The sequence below is a fragment of the Roseovarius sp. M141 genome (assembly GCF_024355225.1).
Taxonomy (GTDB): domain Bacteria; phylum Pseudomonadota; class Alphaproteobacteria; order Rhodobacterales; family Rhodobacteraceae; genus Roseovarius.
Map to the genome: position 1 here is coordinate 57,507 of NZ_VCNH01000001.1, position 15,935 is coordinate 73,441.

Consider the following 15,935-nt stretch of genomic DNA (forward strand, 5'->3'; position numbering starts at 1 on the left):
GTAGCTGACGTCAGGAGGGCAGGCATCGCTACGAGCGGAAACTATTGGGGGGTCGCAGCTGCCACGGGTGAGGGCAATCAGGAATCTTAAAATCTCATCGGATAGGTCATCCAGCCTGTCCTAAAAGGAAGTTTGATGACGGTAAAGGAAGATTTCCGCGAAATCTGACAAGAACTCGGCCAGAGCGCGGTTAATGTCGAGCAAGCCCTGCTTGTCGAAGATCAGATGCGCGTTCCCGTTCTTGAATGAGCGGATGATGCCGCCGCTAAAGTCTGCCTCGCCGTGGCGTCGGGCCTCGTCCATCATGCTCGACCATTCGCCATATTCCATGCGGGCTTGACCGCGATAGACGCGCAGGGCGTTGAGCGTGTCTTTGACACGTTCAGCGCCCCAGGATGAAAGATAGCGGTCAACGTGGTTGACGATGATCCGTTTCGGCAATCCCTGAACGCCAATGGCAACCTTGCTGTGGCTCTTATAGGCGGGGTCCAGATCGCAGAAACATTCGGCCAGCCCCTTTAGAATGTGGTGGCGTTGGTCCAGCAGGAACGCGCCGAAGTGTTCCGCGATGGCGGCAAGCGTCAACTCGGGCGGGTTCTCGAAAAACAGATCGAACCGCTTCCGGTCCTTCGCGCTGGCGCAGTCCTTGACCGGCAATCCTTCATAGACGTGCCGCCAAGCGGATCGCAGCAACGCGGCTTTCATCCGCTCGGCCGATATTTCTGGATCATGGCCGCGCAGGAAAATATCGCCGCCCCAACTGGTCCCGATGGCGCTGGCGTTTTTCACGCGGGCCGTAGCGTCAGCGAAGGCCCGCGCCTCGGCCTCGATGCCCTGATATTCCTCGATGATTTCGATAACGCCGCTTTCCGTCTCGCGCGTGACCGCGCCGCCGTCACGCTTCGCGGTGTATCGCTGCACAATCTCTTTGAGGCTCTGCCGGATGGCAGGGGCGCTACGCGCCTCCTGCTCCGGTGTGGTGCCGATACGGGCAAAACCGGTGTGCTGGTTCATGCCACGTCCTCCGCGCTGATGATCTTGCCAGTCGCTCCGATAAAGCGCCCGCCCGATGAACTGGTTTGGCCGCTGTTGAAAATGTCCTTTGGGGTCATTTGGTGCGGGAAAATCGTCGCCTCGCCTTTATCGTTGCATACGAAAATCCAGCCTCCGGTGCCTTCCTCGTCGCGGTAGCGGATCGCCTCGGCTTCATTGTCGAAATGGTGGGTGCTGCGGCGGCTGCTCATGCTTTCGCCTCCGGGGTATCGGTCCAGTCGTCGGCCCATTCGTCCATCGTGGCGATGGTGTCGCCGTCCGGGTTCTTGAGGGTGAGGATCGGCTTGATCGTGGCGGCGCGGTGATGGTCGCGCCCGAACATGCGAAGGATGATTTCGCTCGTGCCGTAAATGGCCTGCGGATAGGGCTGGCCCTGATAGTCGGCCTGCAATGTGAAAAGACGTGCTGACATGATGTTGCTCCGTGGATGCTGCCCCGCCGGGTCGGGCGGGGCGTTGTTGGGGGAAAGGATCAGACGCAAAGCGCGCGATAGGTCTCGGAGTCCTCGTAGCGGATGATCGGCTCGCCGCTCTCGGTCGTGCCGCCCCAGCAAGGGCCGACGAAACCGGCCATTTTCGGATGGCCCTGCAATTCGGGACGGGTGCGCGGGTTGGCGGATACGCCGGTAATCGCGGTGTAATTGTCCTCGGCCCATGCCTCGATGCTGTCGGGGTATGTGCTGACCATTCCTTCTTCGGTCGTGACGACGATTTGATAAGCCATTTTTCTCGTTCCTTTGTGGTGCTGCCCTGTCCGGCTTGGTGCCGATAATCGGGCGGGGTTTTAGGGGTCGGTCGCGAAGCGCCCGTCTCCTGAAACCTTGCCATGTGGCGAACTGAGGGGGTCGAGACTGCCTAAATCGACAAGCTGGCGCGGCCCGCAGCCCGCAGGGCGAGGACACGGGCTTGTCTATTTCGGTAGTCCGAAGGGGGCCGACGAAACGGCCCCCTTGCGGCGCAGCGGCGTTCGGCTTGCCCGAACCCCAAGCCCAGAAAAAACAGGATCGAAGATCCGACCGCCCCCTGCGATCGTCACCCGCAAGGGCCGCTCACAAGGTCCAGGGCGACCATGAGACAAAGCCCGCGACCTGGCTCGCAGAGACAGGGCGCGGGCTATTGGATCAGGAAGGCCAGGATCGAAGGGTGCGGGGCGAAAGCCGGTCCGCCGGCTGTAGCCTAGAGCGCGGTGCCATGATCGAGGATCATGGCAGGGGCCACGGCCCCCGCTGCTTGCGCAGCTCCCCCGTGGATAATTCTAGGAAAATGAGACGGGAAGAAAGGACGAACCGTCGAGCATCAATTACCGATGCAGACGGGCGATTATGTCTGACGGATAGTGCCGGTAGGCGGAAGGGCGGCTCGCTGGCCGCCCTTCTTGTCTTAGCTTTCCTCGTCTTTGTCGCGAGGCGGGAAAGCGGCCATTTCGACGCCGGGGAACATATTGTGTTTCACGGTGACGGAAGTGATCGTGCCGCTGTCGTCGGTGTTGATGAAAAGGACGCCGCAGTTGTCCCAGTAGTTCTTGCCGTCGCGGCCTTCGGTCTTGACGCGGAGCTTCAGAGTTTGGTTAGCCATTGGTTCGGTCCTTTTTGAGTGTTTCGGTGGACATGGCTTTGCGGGGGGGTGTCGTGTGTCCAATGCTACTTTGTTTCGCGAGGAATGGCCGCAGGCCAGGGGAAAGTAGTGTTTGAAGCGAAGCGTCTCACAGAACCCCTCCGCTATGTTCATCAGTCAGAAACACATGGAAAAGGGACGGGCGGGCAATGGCTCACCTGACAGGCGCCGATCAATCCGCAGGGTAGGCATGATCTTCTGGGACGTGCGAACGGAACTCTAAAACCACGGCGGCGGCACGATCACATCACCCGTAAATACTCACAAGTTATCCGCGAAATAGTCGTCTCTCGCTGTGACAAATGGCACGGGGAAAGCTAAGATATTGGAAGGATGCAGACGGGCGTTCACATCACGGCAGCGAGGATCGCAATGACAGCAACTATGACTACGCCGATGATCCACGGACGCCGACGCGGTTTCTTCGGGGTGCGGAAGTCGAGCTGGTGTTTCGGGGCCATTCGGACCTGTTTTCTGCTGTGGGCTGTGGCAACGCCGGGGGTCGCTTTTAGTGAAGCCATCCAAGGATCGCAAATCTACGTCATTGACGGGGATACCATCGACATTGGCGGCGAGCGGGTTCGCTTGGTCGGCTATGATACACCGGAAACATACCGCGCCAGATGCGACTACGAGCGACAACTTGGCAACATGGCGACCGCGCGGCTGCGCGATCTGATCGACGGTGTGAAGCAAGTCGATCTGATGCTTCTGCCGGGTCGCGACAAATACGGGCGGCTTCTGGGCCGACTCTATGTCAATCGGGCTGACGTGGGCGGCACGCTGATTGGCGAAGGGCTGGCGCGGCGGTATGAAGGCGGGCGACGGAAAGGATGGTGCGGATGAGAAATGCTGTGACAGAGCTGTGCGACACTGAATCGTTCTGGCTGCGCAACGCGAAGCTCGATCTTCTTTAACGTGATCCCGTTGACGCTCTAAACGATGCCGAAGCCCTGGTTCGGTTCGCGCAAGGTGGCCTCGATCAACTCCTGAAACCGACCGCGGATTTGGGGCCAGAGCGGTAAGCAGGCGTCGCCGTGCCACTAGGCAAGGCTTCGGCGCGAAAAGCGCCGGATCGGGCGGGGCAGGACGCAGACCTGGCCCGCCCGATCATTTTCAGATTTCAAAGGACGAAAGACTGGTGCCATCTTCCAAAGCGGCGGTGAGCCACTTGGGTTTGCGGCCTTTGCCGGTCCACGTTTCATCCGGGTTCTTCGGGTTGCGATACTTGGGCGGCGAAGCGGCGGCGGTGGACTTCTTCGCGGGTAGGTCGAACAGTTCCTCTACCGTGAAACCGTGATCCTTGGCCGTTTTCCTGACGGCTTTCTTCGCGTCGGATTTGCGGGTTTTGTCGAGGTTGCGCATCGCTGCCTCTACATCCTTCTGGTGCTTTTCCAGTTCTGGATAAGTCATTTCGGAAAGGTCCATCAAAGTCTCCGATGTGAGTTGGACGCCGGTAATCAGCGGTCGGCCATCGGACCCTATCCCCTCGCTCTGGCGAAAAAAAGGCCCCGCCGAAGCGGGGCCAGTCGTTATCCTCACCACAAGGAATCAGAATATCATTCGGGCCAGAAGCCTTTGCCTTGGCCGGTCGGCGCGACAACAAGCCCATATGGGTTTGAAGGGCCGTATCGGGTGCCGTTCTCAATAAAACAGCCATTGAACCCGGAAAGCCATGCGCGGTGCAGTTCGGAACGTGCCACAATCCGGCGAAACCACGCGGGCAGGACGTTTCGACTGTATCCGTAGAGATAAACCCTGTGCAGGATCGCGGTTTTCATCTGGTTTATCCTTTCGGCGGCAATCCAAATCTCGTTGGATCATAGTGTGTTCTTGGCGGCTGTGCCAGTTTTCGTGCGCGGAAACTTCGCCTAGAAAAGTGCGAGCTGGTCGGGCTGCGGGCGGATGCCGACGCGGCCCTGCGGGTCGAGTATCCAACCTTCGCCATCCCGCTCTATGCTGGCATACGGCCCGTGCTGGTCGATAAACACGCGGTCGGCTTCGGCCTTGCGGCTTAAGTGGAAGTCGCTGGCGCGGTGGCCGCTCGGGCGGCAGCACCAGACGCCGGGGGCTTTCCCACAATCGGGACAACGGACGGCCAGGACGGGGTGACGGTGGGCTGTGAAATCGGGCATGGTGCAAACCTCCTAGTTGAAGTCGGGATTCAGGACGGGATAGCGGTGGCAGGCTTCGCGGATACGTTCGTATCCTTCCATTTCGTCCAGCATCATCGTCAGACTTGCCTTGGCCTCGGCAAAGGAAACGGCGGGGCCGAACCGGCAGATTTGATCGAAGGCGCGGATCGCGTAGCCACTGCGGGGATGGTCGGCGGCGTAGCCTCCGCCCGTCTTGTAGAGTGCCACGTCAACGGGCGGCTGACCGTCGCGGGCGAAGGTGATGATATGCGCTTTTCTGGTTTTGGGCGCGGCGTCCATCATCGCCACATTGTAGGATTTCATCGCCATGATCTGTCTCCGGTATTGGGGAAAGGGCAGGGCGCTTTCGCGCCCTGCGGGTCTGGTCAGGCCATGCCTTCGGGAAGCCACGCGGCGATGCGGTCTTGCTGTTCTTCGGTCAGGCCAAGGGCGCTGCGGGTGGCCGGATCGGCAAACAGGCTTTCCAGCTTCTCGGCCTTCTCACTCTTTTTCAGCTTCTCGAACGCGGTGATGGTGGCATGGCCTGATGCCAGCCCCAGAAGATCGCTCCACAAGTCGTTGAGGTAGGGACCACCCACGCGCTTGAAAAAGTTCTCGGCGGTCGGGGTCCAGACTTCGCGGATACTCGGCTGCGTCTCCTTCTCGACCAGCGCCGCCAGCTTTTCATCGCCGCCCCGATACTGCGCCGCAAGAAAGCGGGTCAGTTCGCCGCGAACATGGTCCGCGCCCTTCTTTCGGAACGCGCGGAATGACGCGGCAAGGTCTTTGATTTCCCACATATCGCGCGGGGGGTTGGCGGTCAGCTTCTCGTCCAGCGCATAGCCTTCGGCTTCTGTCGAAGGCCAGTTCGGAACATCGGTAAGCGACAGGCCAAGCGGGTTTTTCCAGTTCAGAGCGTGGCTCAACTGGAAAGCCAGAAGATCAAGCAACAGGTCAGGGTCGCGCAAGATCGCATGTTGCTTCGCCCCTTGTGCGATGCGCCCCAGATCGTCGGCCAACTTCTGCGAGATAGGCGATTTAGGCTCGTCGTCCTCGATCCGCGTGGGCTTGCGAAGGAAACCGGCCTCGATGGCGGCGGCTTTATCCTCACGGGCAACAAGCCCATCGGAACCCTGCAACCGTCCATCGCGGTCCACATAGACCATGACACCAGAAACGGCCATTTGCTCGGCGCTGAACATGCCGTCCAGCTTTTCCTGCAATGCGGCCAGTTCTGCTTCGCCGTCCTCGTCCAGAACATCGCCCTCGGCCAGTTCCGCCAGTTCATCATACCGCTCGGTTTCAGCCTCGGTCAGATCGCCTTGCTCTGCATAGATGCGCTCAAACTTGCGGTCCTCGATGGTGTGATACCCGATGTAGCTTTCAGTGATCGCTTCGGCCCATTTCCAACCCTTGCCCCGCAACAGTTTTGCGACGGCGTCCAGCTTTTCTTGAAACACCGCGTCAAGGATTTCGGGATCATCAAACAGGCTTTCGTCGTCAAAAAGATCGCCGCCGATCCGCCCGCCTGCGGCCATATAGGCATCCTCGCCCACAAAGATCGCGCGGCGGTCGGTCCCGCGCACGGCGTCAGGTTTCAGCATCCGCTTGATGTTGTAATCCGACTGGCTTTCGCCGCGCACCTGTTCCAGTATCTCAAGGCTGCGCTTCTGGTCGTCGCTGATCGTGAACGCGGCGGCATTGGACAGGCTGATTTCGTCGGCCCGCAAGGCGTCCAGCACGGGCGCGGGAAGGTGGGCAAGCGCAAGGCGGCGATAGACGTGCTTTTCGGTCACGGCAAAGGCGCGGGCAATGATGGCGGGTGTCGATCCGCCCTGCTCCATCTTGCCATAGGCGCGGATTTCCTCGGCGGGGTGCAACGCGCGGCGGGCAATGTTTTCGGTTGTGGCCCATGCCTCTCCGGTGGTCCGGTCGGGGGCCAGGTTGACCATCGGGCTTGCCAGTTCGGGATGCGTCTCGGCCATATCGGGGTGCTGCTCGGCCAGATATTTCAAAGCGCGAAGCCTGCGGCCTCCCGCGACAATCTCCGCTCCGCCCTCGTCGTCGGCCAGCCCTGAAAGGTTCTGGATCAAGCCAGCGGTCCAGATGCTTTCGGCCAGTTCGATCACGTCTGCCTGCGGCACGTCCTGCCGCGGGTTCAAGGTGGAAAGGGTCAGGCGGTCCAGCGGGATACGGGCCTCTGTGGCGGTGATCTTGGTTTGCTTGGTCATTGGGACAATCCTTGTCGTGTGGTGAAGTTATGTGTTATTGGTTGCCCCGCCCCTCTTTGGGGGCGAGGCGAGGGGGCCTTAGATGGCTCCGTGCTGGATCAGGAAGCGGCGTCCGATGCCAAAATCATCGCCCTTCCTGACAAGCGCCCATGCTTCCGCAATTCGGGCTGTCAAAATCTCTCTGCTCATGCTGTCACCTCCTTTCCGGCGCGGGCTGCGCCTGACGGTCGCGCCCCTTTCGGGACGCGCCGTATTCAGTAGTCGGACGGGAACATGACGGTCAGGACGCGGCGCGTCTGGCTCGGATCGTCGGGCGTCTCTGAACCCCAGCGATAGTCGAGGTCGTAGAGGTCGATCTTCCACCAGACCTTGCGGCCCTGCACGGTGACGGCTCCGAACGTGTGGTCGCCGTAAGGGTCGTTGTCCTCGGTGAACGTCTCGTCAGCCATCACGGCGCGGGTGACTTCCATCTGAAAGGTCGGCCCGACTTCTGCCACGGCTCGGGTCATAACGATGCGCCCTTGCGGTGTGCCTGCGGGTCCGCCTGTCAGGACGTGTTTGCGAAACTGGTCATTCTGCTCCGCGATCCTGCGCGCTTGGTGTTCCGCTTCTGTCATTTCGAGTGCGTCGAGGTTCATTTTCTCGTTCCTTTGTGGTGCTGCCCTGTCCGGCTTGGTGCCGATAATCGGGCGGGGTTTTAGGGGTCGGTCGCGAAGCGCCCGTCTCCTGAAACCTTGCCATGTGGCGAACTGAGGGGGTCGAGACTGCCTAAATCGACAAGCTGGCGCGGCCCGCAGCCCGCAGGGCGAGGACACGGGCTTGTCTATTTCGGTAGTCCGAAGGGGGCCGACGAAACGGCCCCCTTGCGGCGCAGCGGCGTTCGGCTTGCCCGAACCCCAAGCCCAGAAAAAACAGGATCGAAGATCCGACCGCCCCATGCGATCGTCACCCGCAAGGGCCGCTCACAAGGTCCAGGGCGACCATGAGACAAAGCCCGCGACCTGGCTCGCAGAGACAGGGCGCGGGCTATTGGATCAGGAAGGCCAGGATCGAAGGGTGCGGGGCGAAAGCCGGTCTGCCGGCTGTAGCCTAGAGCGCGGTGCCATGATCGAGGATCATGGCAGGGGCCACGGCCCCCGCTGCTTGCGCAGCTCCCCCGTGGATATTTCTAGGAAAATGAGGCATAAGAGATCAGGAAAGATTCAACGTGTCAAAGTGTCGAATGATGGGAAAATAAATGAGATCAGACAGTAAGATGGGCTGCCATAACTGCTTCTTCTGGGGGGCATACTCGACGCCAGAAAACGCGGATGAAATAAAGGGGCCTTGCCATCGGCTGCCTCCGATACAGTCTGCGTTGGACCAGTCACCGGTGTTCCCAATTACGCTAGGCAATGTCGTGTGTGGAGAGTTTGTTGATAAGCGCGATCACACGGATATATTTTCTCGGAAAGTAGTCGATGTGTAATCTGTATTCCAACACGTTGCCTCCTGAAATGATGCGCCAGCTTTTCAAGGTGGATGCAAGCCGGGATCAACTCGGGAACGCCGAACCGCTGCCAGCGATCTTCCCGAAGCGACTGGCGCCTATCGTCGTCATGGATGGGGATGGCGAACGGGCGATCTGGAACGCTCATTGGGGGTTCGTGATGCCCCAGGTCTCGAAGAAAACCGGCGAACCTATCCAGCCCAAAGCGGTCAACAACGCCCGTGACGACAAGTTGCGCACGTCCTCGTTTTGGAGAACCAGCTTTCAAGAGCGACGCTGTTTGATTCCGGCGACCAGTTTTTGCGAGGCCAAAGGACGAAAACCGGCGACTTACATCTGGTTTGGTGTGACAGGCGAAGACGAAAGACCCCCTTTCGCCTTCGCCGGAGTCTGGCGCGGATTCAGCGGAAACTATGGCGGTGACAAGCGTGAGCTGGTCACGTCCTCGATGGTCACGACGACGCCGAATGAGCTGGTGGCCGACACGCATCCAGACAGGATGCCAGCGATTTTGCATCCAGACGACTATGAGACGTGGCTGGCGGGGCAACCGAAGGACGCCTTTGAACTGATACGGCCCTATCCTGCGGAAAAGATGGTGATCCATCAAAGCGGCGAAGGGCTTAGAGCCGACCAAGGCGGGCTATAAAAAGGTTAATAACCCTGACTTACTTAACATAAGAAGTCTTATCGGTCAAGCTTGACCAACCCTTGACCAAGCGAGGAACTTCCCCTATTTTACTGGAGCAAGTAGGAGAACTCCAATGGGTGTAGTCATCAAAACCGGCGAAGCAAAGACCCGTCTATCGGAGCTTCTGGCTCGCGTAGAAGCTGGCGAAGAAGTCACGATCGCGCGCGGTGACGTGCCCGTCGCGCGCCTCGTTCCTATCGCACGACGCGATAACGCTCATGCTGCCGTCGCCGATATAATGGCCGCCCGCGCTGGCTTGGCTGCGACAACAGCCGATGAGCTGATCGCCTGGCGTGACGAAGCACGACGGTAGATCGGCGTCCTCTGATGTCTCTTGTCCTCGATGCTTCCGTAGCTGCTGCCTGGGTCTTGCCCGATGAAGATACATCGGCCGCAGATTCAATCCTCCACCGCACAGCAGCGGATAGTGCGGTCGCCCCTAGCCTGATCTGGCACGAGTTGCGAAACATCCTGCTCATGGCCGCTCGGCGCGGGCGACTTACCCAAGAGGAAGTTGTGCCCAGTTTGTTGCGCCTTCGTCGGTTGCCAATCGAAACGGTGGATGTGTCGGCAGGCGGTGATGCGGCGCTGATCGGACTGGCTTCGACGTATGGGTTGACGGCCTACGATGCCGCCTATCTCGCCCTCGCCGAAGATCGTGGTCTGCCTCTGGCGACGTCCGACAAGGCACTGCGTCGGGCTTGTAACGCCCATGGCGTAACACTGATCTGACGCTCACGCCGTCATTTTGCAAAAGGGTTGTTCGGCAGTTGACGGTCAATGAGATCAATGGCCTGGCGAGGCGTTCGAAACTGCTGCGAAAAGGGTCGTTTGTGCGGCAGCTTGTTTGATCCGAAGACTGCCAGAACCGCAAAGGTATTGCCGGTGATACATCCACGACATTAGCAGGCTACTGAAGAAGTCAGGCTGGAAGGACGCTGTTCCTGCCGGCGCGATCTGAAGGCGCGGGCTCGGCTGCTGCGGACGCCGGGTCCGGCTCGCCGCTTTCGTCAGGCGGCAAGGAGCTTCGGCAGCCTGGCCAGATTGCAGGCTGCCATGGTCATCGTGAACTGCGCGCGGACCCTGTCGAGGCCACGGTGAAAGGTCTGGGCCACGCCGCCCACGGTCTTGGCCCAGCCGAATGGTTCCTCGATCTTCTTTCGGCGCCGCTGGGATAAGGCGTAGCCGGGATGGTGGGTGGTCCGGCCGTCGATGGCGGAATGTCGGGCCTTTTGTGCGACATGTGGCGTCACGACCATGCGCCTGAGCGTGGCAATGAAGTCGGCGCTGTCGTATCCCTTGTCCGCCCCAAGCGTCAGGCGCCGGGTCGAGCCCGGGGAGTGCCGATTGATCATCTCAAGCGCCGCCTTCCGCTCGCCATGCCCATCGGCGTGGGTCAGTTCTGCCTGCACGACAAGACCATTCCGGTTTTCCATCAGCGTATGCCCCATGAAGCATAGCATCGCCGCGGCGCCCGGCGACTTCTTGTAGAGCCGCGCATCCGGGTCCGTGACCGATGCATGGGTCGCGTTCGAGCGCTTCTCGCCTCGGAAGTTCACTTCGGCGTTACGCGTCTCGCGGGGCGTGTCGGGCATCGATTGGGTCTCGGTCTGCTGGGGCTGGTCGGTGTTGGCGGAGGTCTCGTCAGCTGGTGGCGGTGGCCCTCCAGGATCGTCCTCGCCCGGTGTCGCCCTGCCGTCCGTCGGCTGAAAGCTCTTCATCGACGCCCACGCCTTGACCAAGGTGCCGTCCACCGAAAAGTGCTCATCCGAGAGCAGCGGTCGGATCTCCGGGTGTGTCAGGATCGCGGCCATCACCTTGCGCGACATATCAGTCGTCAGCAGCCGGTCGCGGTTCTTCGTGAACACGGTCGGCACCCATACGGGATCGTCGATGCCGAGGCCGACAAACCAGCGGAACAGCAGATTGTAGTCCATCTGCTCCATCAACTGCCGCTCGGATCGGATCGAGAACAGGATTTGCAGCAGGCCCGCCCGGATCAGGCGCTCTGGTGCGATGGAGGGACGGCCGAAATCGGTGTAGAGCGCATCGAATTCGGCATCGAGGCTTGCCAGCGCGTCGTTCACGATCCGACGGATCAAACGCAGCGGGTGCCGTGCCGGAACGCGCTCCTCAAGATCGACATAGCTGAACAGCGATCCCGCTGCCTCGTCCGTCCCGCGCATCATCAACCCCGCCGCTGCCGCTGAGCCAAGAGTGAATCATGTTCTCGAAACAGCGTCGAGCCCGGACTTTTTCAGCAGCCTGTTAGTGTCCAGGTTTCGGGGGACACCTCACACATAGTTGAATGGCGTCCGAAGAAAGCTCTTGAACCTCTAGCTGCTGAAGCTCCTATAAAAGGAAAGCATTCGGTGAAAGGATCTCGCTGTGCCACAGGGTGCAGATCATGATGCCCATTCCAAGGCCTGCTACGGCCAGACGGCCAATAATCGAGAATGGCAGTGGCAAAATTTGCCACGGCAACGGCGGGATGAGCCACCTGGGCGGCGTAAAAATCTTCGTTTCGGTCGATTGAATATGAAATAAGACAGATGTCTGGAAATTGGGAGTATCTCAGATATCGGCGTATAAAGGGACGGAAGGTCTGGCATGAGGTGTGAGCATAAAGCGGCGAAAGAACTATTGGTGACAGCTGCGGTCGGTTCTCTGAAACGTGCACAAACCCGCGCAAGTGTCTTGACGGACGATTGCGGACGGAACCGGTGTATCCTGTCGCTGCCCGGGATTAAATGTGGAGCCTGTATCGCCAAAATTGAACGGGCGTTAAACGGGCGTAGCGACGTCGTGTCTGCGCGCGTCAACCTAACACAGCGTCAGGCAATTATTGTTTTTGAGGGCCGGGACACCGATCCGATGGCGATCATCGAGGCATTGGATAAGCTTGGCTACCCCGCGACTCCCATTCAAAGCTTGGATCAAGCTGTGACAGATACTTCCGGCAGAGAGTTGCTGCGGGCTGTGGCCGTCGCAGGCTTTGGTGCCATGAACATTATGTTGCTTTCTGTCGCAGTCTGGTCGGGCGCCGACGGACAGACCCGCGAGACATTCCATCTGGTCTCTGCACTCATCGCCGTGCCCGTCGTTATTTACGCCGGACAACCGTTTTTCAAATCCGCCATTACTGCTTTGCGTTCGCGGCAGCTGAATATGGACGTGCCGATTGCTCTGGCTGTGACGTTGGCCTTGGCGCTGAGTGTCTTCGAAACAGTACAGGGGGGGGAGAATGTGTTTTTCGACGCCGCGGTCACCTTGCTGTTTTTCCTGTTGACCGGTCGTTATCTTGATCACCGAATGCGGGAGCGCGCTCGCAGTGCGGTGACAGGATTGGCCGAATTGTCGCCCCGTGGTGCTTTGCTGCGCGACCTTGATGGCACCCTTACTTATGCAGCGCTTGAGGATATTGCACCCGGTTCTATCCTTTCCATTGCGCCGGATGAGCATGTTCCGTTGGACGTGAAAATCCTGACCGGAAACAGCGATCTTGACAGGTCGCTGGTGACCGGTGAATCGATGGCGGTCGCGATTGGACCGGGAGATACGCTTGAGGCTGGAACGCTTAACCTGACGGGTGTGATCGAAGTCAAAGTACTGCGGTCGTCGGACGATTCGTTTCTGTCACAGATGATCCAGATGCAGTCGAATGCCGAAGCGGGTCGCGGAGCCTATGTGCGTATCGCGGACAGGGCCGCGCGGCTTTATGCGCCGGTTGTCCACCTGTTGGCGCTGGCGACGTTCCTTGGCTGGATGCTGGCGACCGGTGGTGACTGGCAGACGTCCTTGTTCATTGCCATCAGCGTTCTGATCATCACCTGTCCCTGCGCACTGGGGCTGGCTGTGCCCGTCGCCCACGTGGTTGCGGCGGGGCGCCTGATGCGGATGGGGGTGTTGATGAAAGATGGTTCTGCCATCGAAAGAATGGCAGAAATCGACCGTGTCGTTTTCGACAAGACAGGCACGCTGACGACCGGCACGCCGATGATCGGTCATGTGCCGGACGATCCGGTCATGCGGTCGGGTGCAAAAGCTCTGGCGCTTCGGTCAGGCCATCCTGCAGCGCGCGCCATCGCGTCGGGATTGCCGGAAACACCGTCTGACGTCATCGGGATCGAAGAGGTGCCGGGCTTTGGAGTTGAAGGCTCCATAGAAGGACGCCGTGCCCGGCTGGGACGTGCTGAATGGATTGCCGAGATTGCAGATGTCGATGACGGTGCCCCAAGTCCAGCGTTCGGGTTCGAGGGCGGCCCGGCGTTTTCATTCGATCTGACCGAGACCCTTCGCGACGGTGCATGCGAAGCTGTTGTCGCATTGAATGGCGAGGGGTTCCGTGTTGCGCTGCTCTCAGGTGACGTGGCGGATCGAGCCAGGGCTGTCGCGGCGAAACTGGGCATTGAGGACGTTCGCTATGGTGCGACGCCCAAAGACAAAATTGAGGCACTCGAGGCGCTGCGCCTTGGCGGTCACCGGACGCTGATGGTGGGGGACGGGTTGAACGATGCGGCGGCACTTGCGGCGGCACATGTTTCCATGGCCCCGTCCAGTGCGTGCGATGCGGGCCGCACTGCGGCGGATTTCATCTTTTTGCGCAACACCCTTGCTGCTGTTCCTGATACGTGGAAAATTGCCCGTGATACGGCACGGGTTGTACGGCAGAATTTTGCACTCGCAATCGGCTATAACTGCATAGCGGTTCCTTTGGCGGTTGCAGGATTGGTGACACCCCTGATTGCGGCGCTGGCGATGTCAGGCTCTTCAATCCTTGTGATCGCAAATGCCCTGCGTCTGAACAAAGCGGGTGGGGTAAACCGCGAGAAGCAAGTAGCCCCCGCCATGAAACGAAGCGAGATATCAACATGACAATTCTTGTAATTCTGATACCCGTTACATTGTGCATGGGCGCCTTCGGGCTTGCGGTATTTTTCTGGAGCTTGCGTAATGGCCAGTACGAAGACCTGTCGGGTGATGCCGAACGTATCCTGCACGACGACGACGTACCGCTTCAGCCTTCAAAATCTGCACGCCGCGCCGAGATGACAAAGGAGACCACGCGATGATGTCCAACCTGACAGGTGCCGAGCGGACCAGGGCGATGATGATCACCGGTCTTGGCGCTCTGATCGGGCTGGTTATGGCTATTGTGGGACGCAATGATCCCATGGGCGCACACGGCTGGATTATCTTGCTGTTTTTTGCCGTTTTGTTTTTCGTCTTGGGCAATGCGCTGTATGATCCCGAACCGACAGAAGATCGCGGCGCCTCCTATTACGACGATCCCACCAAGGTCGGGATCATTCTGGCACTGGTCTGGGCCGTCGTGGGAATGAGTATGGGCGTGTGGGTTGCGTCGCAACTTGCCTGGCCCGATTTGCGTTTCGATGCGGCGTGGTCCAGCTTTGGCCGCTTGCGCCCGGTTCACACGTCGGGTGTGATCTTCGGCTTTGGCGGCAATGCGCTGATAGCGACATCCTACCATATCATGCAGCGCACCAGCCGCGCGCGGATGCCGGATCAGATATCGCCGTGGTTTGTGCTGCTGGGGTTCAACCTTTTTTGTATTATCGCCGCCAGCGGTTATATCATGGGCATCACCCAGTCCAAAGAATATGCCGAGCCTGAGTGGTACGCCGACATCTGGCTGGTCATTGTCTGGGTTGTGTATTTCATCCTATATATCCGCACACTGGCGCGGCGGAACGAACCTCACATTTATGTCGCTAACTGGTACTATCTGTCGTTCATTCTTGTTGTGGCAATCCTGCACATCGTAAACAATCTGGCGATGCCCGCATCCTTGACGGGGGCAAAAAGTTATTCGCTGTTTTCAGGCGTTCAGGACGCAATGACACAATGGTGGTATGGGCATAACGCGGTGGCGTTCTTCTTGACAACGGGCTTTCTGGGCATGCTCTATTACTTCCTGCCCAAGCGGGCCGAGCGTCCAATCTACTCCTATCGCTTGTCGATCCTGTCATTCTGGGGCATTGTGTTCTTCTACATCTGGGTCGGCTCGCATCACTTGATGTATACCGCCCTGCCGCATTGGGTCCAAACGCTGGGCATGACGTTCTCGATCATGCTGCTAGTGCCGAGCTGGGCGTCCGCGGGCAACGCGCTGATGACGCTGAACGGCGCGTGGCACAAGGTGCGTGACGATGCGACACTGCGCTTCATGATGGTCGCCGCAGTATTCTACGGGCTGTCAACATTCGAAGGGTCATTCATGGCGATCCGCCCGGTCAACGGTCTGTCGCATTACACCGACTGGACCGTGGGGCACGTGCATTCCGGTGCAATGGGCTGGGTCGCAATGATTACATTCGGGTCGATCTACGCGCTTGTTCCGGTTTTGTGGCGGCGCGAGACGATGTATTCATGGAAGGCGGTCGAGTGGCACTTCTGGCTCGCCCTGACCGGCACCGTCATCTACGTCTTTGCAATGTGGAACAGCGGGATCATCCAGGGCTTGATGTGGCGCACCTACAATGAGGCGGGTACGCTGCGATATTCTTTCGTCGACTCGCTGGTTGCGATGCATCCCTATTACATCGCGCGCGCTTTTGGTGGGCTGTTGTTCCTGACGGGTGCCTGCATCTGTCTGTGGAATGTCGTTATGACCATCCGGCGCGTTCCCCACGTGGCGCCGAGCCTCGATTATCCGACATCGTCCGAAGCTATGGAGCCGGCAGTGCCGGTCGCGGAGTAAGG

Annotated in this window: 19 protein-coding genes; 7 read left to right on the forward strand and 12 right to left on the reverse strand. The window is 59.4% G+C overall.

The window, feature by feature from the left end:
* Positions 1 to 120: 120 nt before the first annotated feature.
* The 5 genes from FGD77_RS00320 to FGD77_RS00340 form a co-directional block, all read right to left on the reverse strand.
* On the reverse strand, positions 121 to 1,014 hold the full coding sequence (locus tag FGD77_RS00320) for a DUF4942 domain-containing protein (protein ID WP_255005428.1): 894 nt from the start codon (positions 1,012 to 1,014) through the stop codon (positions 121 to 123).
* A complete protein-coding gene (locus tag FGD77_RS00325) occupies positions 1,011 to 1,244 on the reverse strand; it encodes a hypothetical protein (protein ID WP_108693763.1) in 234 nt (77 codons plus the stop codon). The genes FGD77_RS00320 and FGD77_RS00325 overlap by 4 nt, the downstream gene beginning before the upstream one ends.
* Positions 1,241 to 1,465, reverse strand: coding sequence for a hypothetical protein (locus tag FGD77_RS00330; protein WP_133176256.1), 225 nt, complete (start codon positions 1,463 to 1,465; stop codon positions 1,241 to 1,243). Before FGD77_RS00330 ends, FGD77_RS00325 begins: the two co-directional genes overlap by 4 nt.
* Before the next feature lie 59 nt (positions 1,466 to 1,524).
* Positions 1,525 to 1,776 (reverse strand): hypothetical protein, encoded by a 252-nt coding sequence (locus tag FGD77_RS00335; RefSeq protein WP_108693765.1) that lies wholly within the window; start codon positions 1,774 to 1,776, stop codon positions 1,525 to 1,527.
* Positions 1,777 to 2,432: 656 nt separating this feature from the next.
* Positions 2,433 to 2,627 (reverse strand): hypothetical protein, encoded by a 195-nt coding sequence (locus FGD77_RS00340; protein ID WP_108693501.1) that lies wholly within the window; start codon positions 2,625 to 2,627, stop codon positions 2,433 to 2,435.
* A 411-nt stretch (positions 2,628 to 3,038) separates the two neighbouring features.
* On the opposite strand from FGD77_RS00340, the gene FGD77_RS00345 reads away from it, so the two are divergent.
* Positions 3,039 to 3,512 carry a thermonuclease family protein gene (locus FGD77_RS00345; RefSeq protein WP_255005430.1) on the forward strand — a complete coding sequence of 158 codons (474 nt, stop codon included), beginning with the start codon at positions 3,039 to 3,041 and terminating at the stop codon, positions 3,510 to 3,512.
* A 270-nt stretch (positions 3,513 to 3,782) separates the two neighbouring features.
* On the opposite strand, the gene FGD77_RS00350 is transcribed toward FGD77_RS00345, so the two are convergent.
* The 6 genes from FGD77_RS00350 to FGD77_RS00375 all read right to left on the reverse strand — a co-directional run bounded on the left by FGD77_RS00350 (position 3,783) and on the right by FGD77_RS00375 (position 7,670).
* Positions 3,783 to 4,094, reverse strand: a complete 312-nt coding sequence (locus tag FGD77_RS00350; RefSeq protein WP_108693499.1) for an H-NS family nucleoid-associated regulatory protein — start codon at positions 4,092 to 4,094, stop codon at positions 3,783 to 3,785.
* A gap of 131 nt (positions 4,095 to 4,225) precedes the next feature.
* Positions 4,226 to 4,447, reverse strand: a complete 222-nt coding sequence (locus FGD77_RS00355; protein ID WP_108693498.1) for a hypothetical protein — start codon at positions 4,445 to 4,447, stop codon at positions 4,226 to 4,228.
* 90 nt (positions 4,448 to 4,537) lie between these two features.
* The gene (locus FGD77_RS00360; protein ID WP_108693497.1) at positions 4,538 to 4,801 is read right to left on the reverse strand and encodes a hypothetical protein; all 264 of its coding nucleotides are present in this window, start codon (positions 4,799 to 4,801) and stop codon (positions 4,538 to 4,540) included.
* Between the two features lie 12 nt (positions 4,802 to 4,813).
* Complete coding sequence (locus FGD77_RS00365) at positions 4,814 to 5,131, reverse strand: hypothetical protein (protein ID WP_108693496.1); 318 nt, start codon at positions 5,129 to 5,131, stop codon at positions 4,814 to 4,816.
* Positions 5,132 to 5,187: 56 nt separating this feature from the next.
* Positions 5,188 to 7,032, reverse strand: coding sequence for a ParB/RepB/Spo0J family partition protein (locus tag FGD77_RS00370; RefSeq protein WP_255005438.1), 1,845 nt, complete (start codon positions 7,030 to 7,032; stop codon positions 5,188 to 5,190).
* Positions 7,033 to 7,286: 254 nt separating this feature from the next.
* A complete protein-coding gene (locus FGD77_RS00375; protein ID WP_255005441.1) occupies positions 7,287 to 7,670 on the reverse strand; it encodes a DUF3768 domain-containing protein in 384 nt (127 codons plus the stop codon).
* A gap of 822 nt (positions 7,671 to 8,492) precedes the next feature.
* Here FGD77_RS00375 and FGD77_RS00380 point away from each other — a divergent pair.
* From FGD77_RS00380 to FGD77_RS00390, 3 genes are all read left to right on the forward strand, one after another.
* Positions 8,493 to 9,170, forward strand: a complete 678-nt coding sequence (locus FGD77_RS00380) for an SOS response-associated peptidase (RefSeq protein ID WP_108693488.1) — start codon at positions 8,493 to 8,495, stop codon at positions 9,168 to 9,170.
* Between the two features lie 115 nt (positions 9,171 to 9,285).
* Positions 9,286 to 9,525, forward strand: coding sequence for a type II toxin-antitoxin system Phd/YefM family antitoxin (locus tag FGD77_RS00385; protein WP_255005446.1), 240 nt, complete (start codon positions 9,286 to 9,288; stop codon positions 9,523 to 9,525).
* Between the two features lie 14 nt (positions 9,526 to 9,539).
* On the forward strand, positions 9,540 to 9,944 hold the full coding sequence (locus FGD77_RS00390; protein WP_255005449.1) for a type II toxin-antitoxin system VapC family toxin: 405 nt from the start codon (positions 9,540 to 9,542) through the stop codon (positions 9,942 to 9,944).
* Between the two features lie 278 nt (positions 9,945 to 10,222).
* Here the strand turns inward: FGD77_RS00390 and FGD77_RS00395 are convergent, their stop codons facing one another.
* On the reverse strand, positions 10,223 to 11,398 hold the full coding sequence (locus tag FGD77_RS00395; RefSeq protein ID WP_255005698.1) for an IS5 family transposase: 1,176 nt from the start codon (positions 11,396 to 11,398) through the stop codon (positions 10,223 to 10,225).
* 424 nt (positions 11,399 to 11,822) lie between these two features.
* Here FGD77_RS00395 and FGD77_RS00400 point away from each other — a divergent pair, with 424 nt between their 5' ends.
* The 3 genes from FGD77_RS00400 to ccoN are packed head-to-tail and all read left to right on the forward strand — an operon-like array spanning position 11,823 to position 15,933.
* A complete protein-coding gene (locus FGD77_RS00400; protein ID WP_255005450.1) occupies positions 11,823 to 14,087 on the forward strand; it encodes a heavy metal translocating P-type ATPase in 2,265 nt (754 codons plus the stop codon).
* Entirely contained in the window at positions 14,084 to 14,284 is a 201-nt protein-coding gene (ccoS, locus tag FGD77_RS00405) for a cbb3-type cytochrome oxidase assembly protein CcoS (protein WP_255005456.1), read from the forward strand. Before FGD77_RS00400 ends, ccoS begins: the two co-directional genes overlap by 4 nt.
* Positions 14,281 to 15,933: a cytochrome-c oxidase, cbb3-type subunit I gene (gene ccoN, locus FGD77_RS00410; protein WP_255005457.1), complete on the forward strand. Its 1,653-nt coding sequence runs from the start codon at positions 14,281 to 14,283 to the stop codon at positions 15,931 to 15,933. The genes ccoS and ccoN overlap by 4 nt, the downstream gene beginning before the upstream one ends.
* Positions 15,934 to 15,935 lie beyond the last annotated feature (2 nt).

What these genes read in the sequence shown, in the direction of transcription:
- FGD77_RS00380 (WP_108693488.1), top strand. Translation starts at nt 8,493, where the DNA reads ATGTGTAATCTGTATTCCAACACGTTGCCTCCTGAAATGATGCGCCAG.
- FGD77_RS00335 (WP_108693765.1), bottom strand. Translation starts at nt 1,776, where the DNA reads ATGGCTTATCAAATCGTCGTCACGACCGAAGAAGGAATGGTCAGCACA.
- FGD77_RS00355 (WP_108693498.1), bottom strand. Translation starts at nt 4,447, where the DNA reads ATGAAAACCGCGATCCTGCACAGGGTTTATCTCTACGGATACAGTCGA.
- FGD77_RS00360 (WP_108693497.1), bottom strand. Translation starts at nt 4,801, where the DNA reads ATGCCCGATTTCACAGCCCACCGTCACCCCGTCCTGGCCGTCCGTTGT.
- ccoN (WP_255005457.1), top strand. Translation starts at nt 14,281, where the DNA reads ATGATGTCCAACCTGACAGGTGCCGAGCGGACCAGGGCGATGATGATC.
- FGD77_RS00350 (WP_108693499.1), bottom strand. Translation starts at nt 4,094, where the DNA reads ATGGACCTTTCCGAAATGACTTATCCAGAACTGGAAAAGCACCAGAAG.
- FGD77_RS00365 (WP_108693496.1), bottom strand. Translation starts at nt 5,131, where the DNA reads ATGGCGATGAAATCCTACAATGTGGCGATGATGGACGCCGCGCCCAAA.
- FGD77_RS00385 (WP_255005446.1), top strand. Translation starts at nt 9,286, where the DNA reads ATGGGTGTAGTCATCAAAACCGGCGAAGCAAAGACCCGTCTATCGGAG.
- FGD77_RS00320 (WP_255005428.1), bottom strand. Translation starts at nt 1,014, where the DNA reads ATGAACCAGCACACCGGTTTTGCCCGTATCGGCACCACACCGGAGCAG.
- FGD77_RS00370 (WP_255005438.1), bottom strand. Translation starts at nt 7,032, where the DNA reads ATGACCAAGCAAACCAAGATCACCGCCACAGAGGCCCGTATCCCGCTG.
- FGD77_RS00390 (WP_255005449.1), top strand. Translation starts at nt 9,540, where the DNA reads ATGTCTCTTGTCCTCGATGCTTCCGTAGCTGCTGCCTGGGTCTTGCCC.
- FGD77_RS00395 (WP_255005698.1), bottom strand. Translation starts at nt 11,398, where the DNA reads ATGCGCGGGACGGACGAGGCAGCGGGATCGCTGTTCAGCTATGTCGAT.
- FGD77_RS00400 (WP_255005450.1), top strand. Translation starts at nt 11,823, where the DNA reads ATGAGGTGTGAGCATAAAGCGGCGAAAGAACTATTGGTGACAGCTGCG.
- FGD77_RS00345 (WP_255005430.1), top strand. Translation starts at nt 3,039, where the DNA reads ATGACAGCAACTATGACTACGCCGATGATCCACGGACGCCGACGCGGT.
- FGD77_RS00325 (WP_108693763.1), bottom strand. Translation starts at nt 1,244, where the DNA reads ATGAGCAGCCGCCGCAGCACCCACCATTTCGACAATGAAGCCGAGGCG.
- FGD77_RS00375 (WP_255005441.1), bottom strand. Translation starts at nt 7,670, where the DNA reads ATGAACCTCGACGCACTCGAAATGACAGAAGCGGAACACCAAGCGCGC.
- FGD77_RS00340 (WP_108693501.1), bottom strand. Translation starts at nt 2,627, where the DNA reads ATGGCTAACCAAACTCTGAAGCTCCGCGTCAAGACCGAAGGCCGCGAC.
- FGD77_RS00330 (WP_133176256.1), bottom strand. Translation starts at nt 1,465, where the DNA reads ATGTCAGCACGTCTTTTCACATTGCAGGCCGACTATCAGGGCCAGCCC.
- ccoS (WP_255005456.1), top strand. Translation starts at nt 14,084, where the DNA reads ATGACAATTCTTGTAATTCTGATACCCGTTACATTGTGCATGGGCGCC.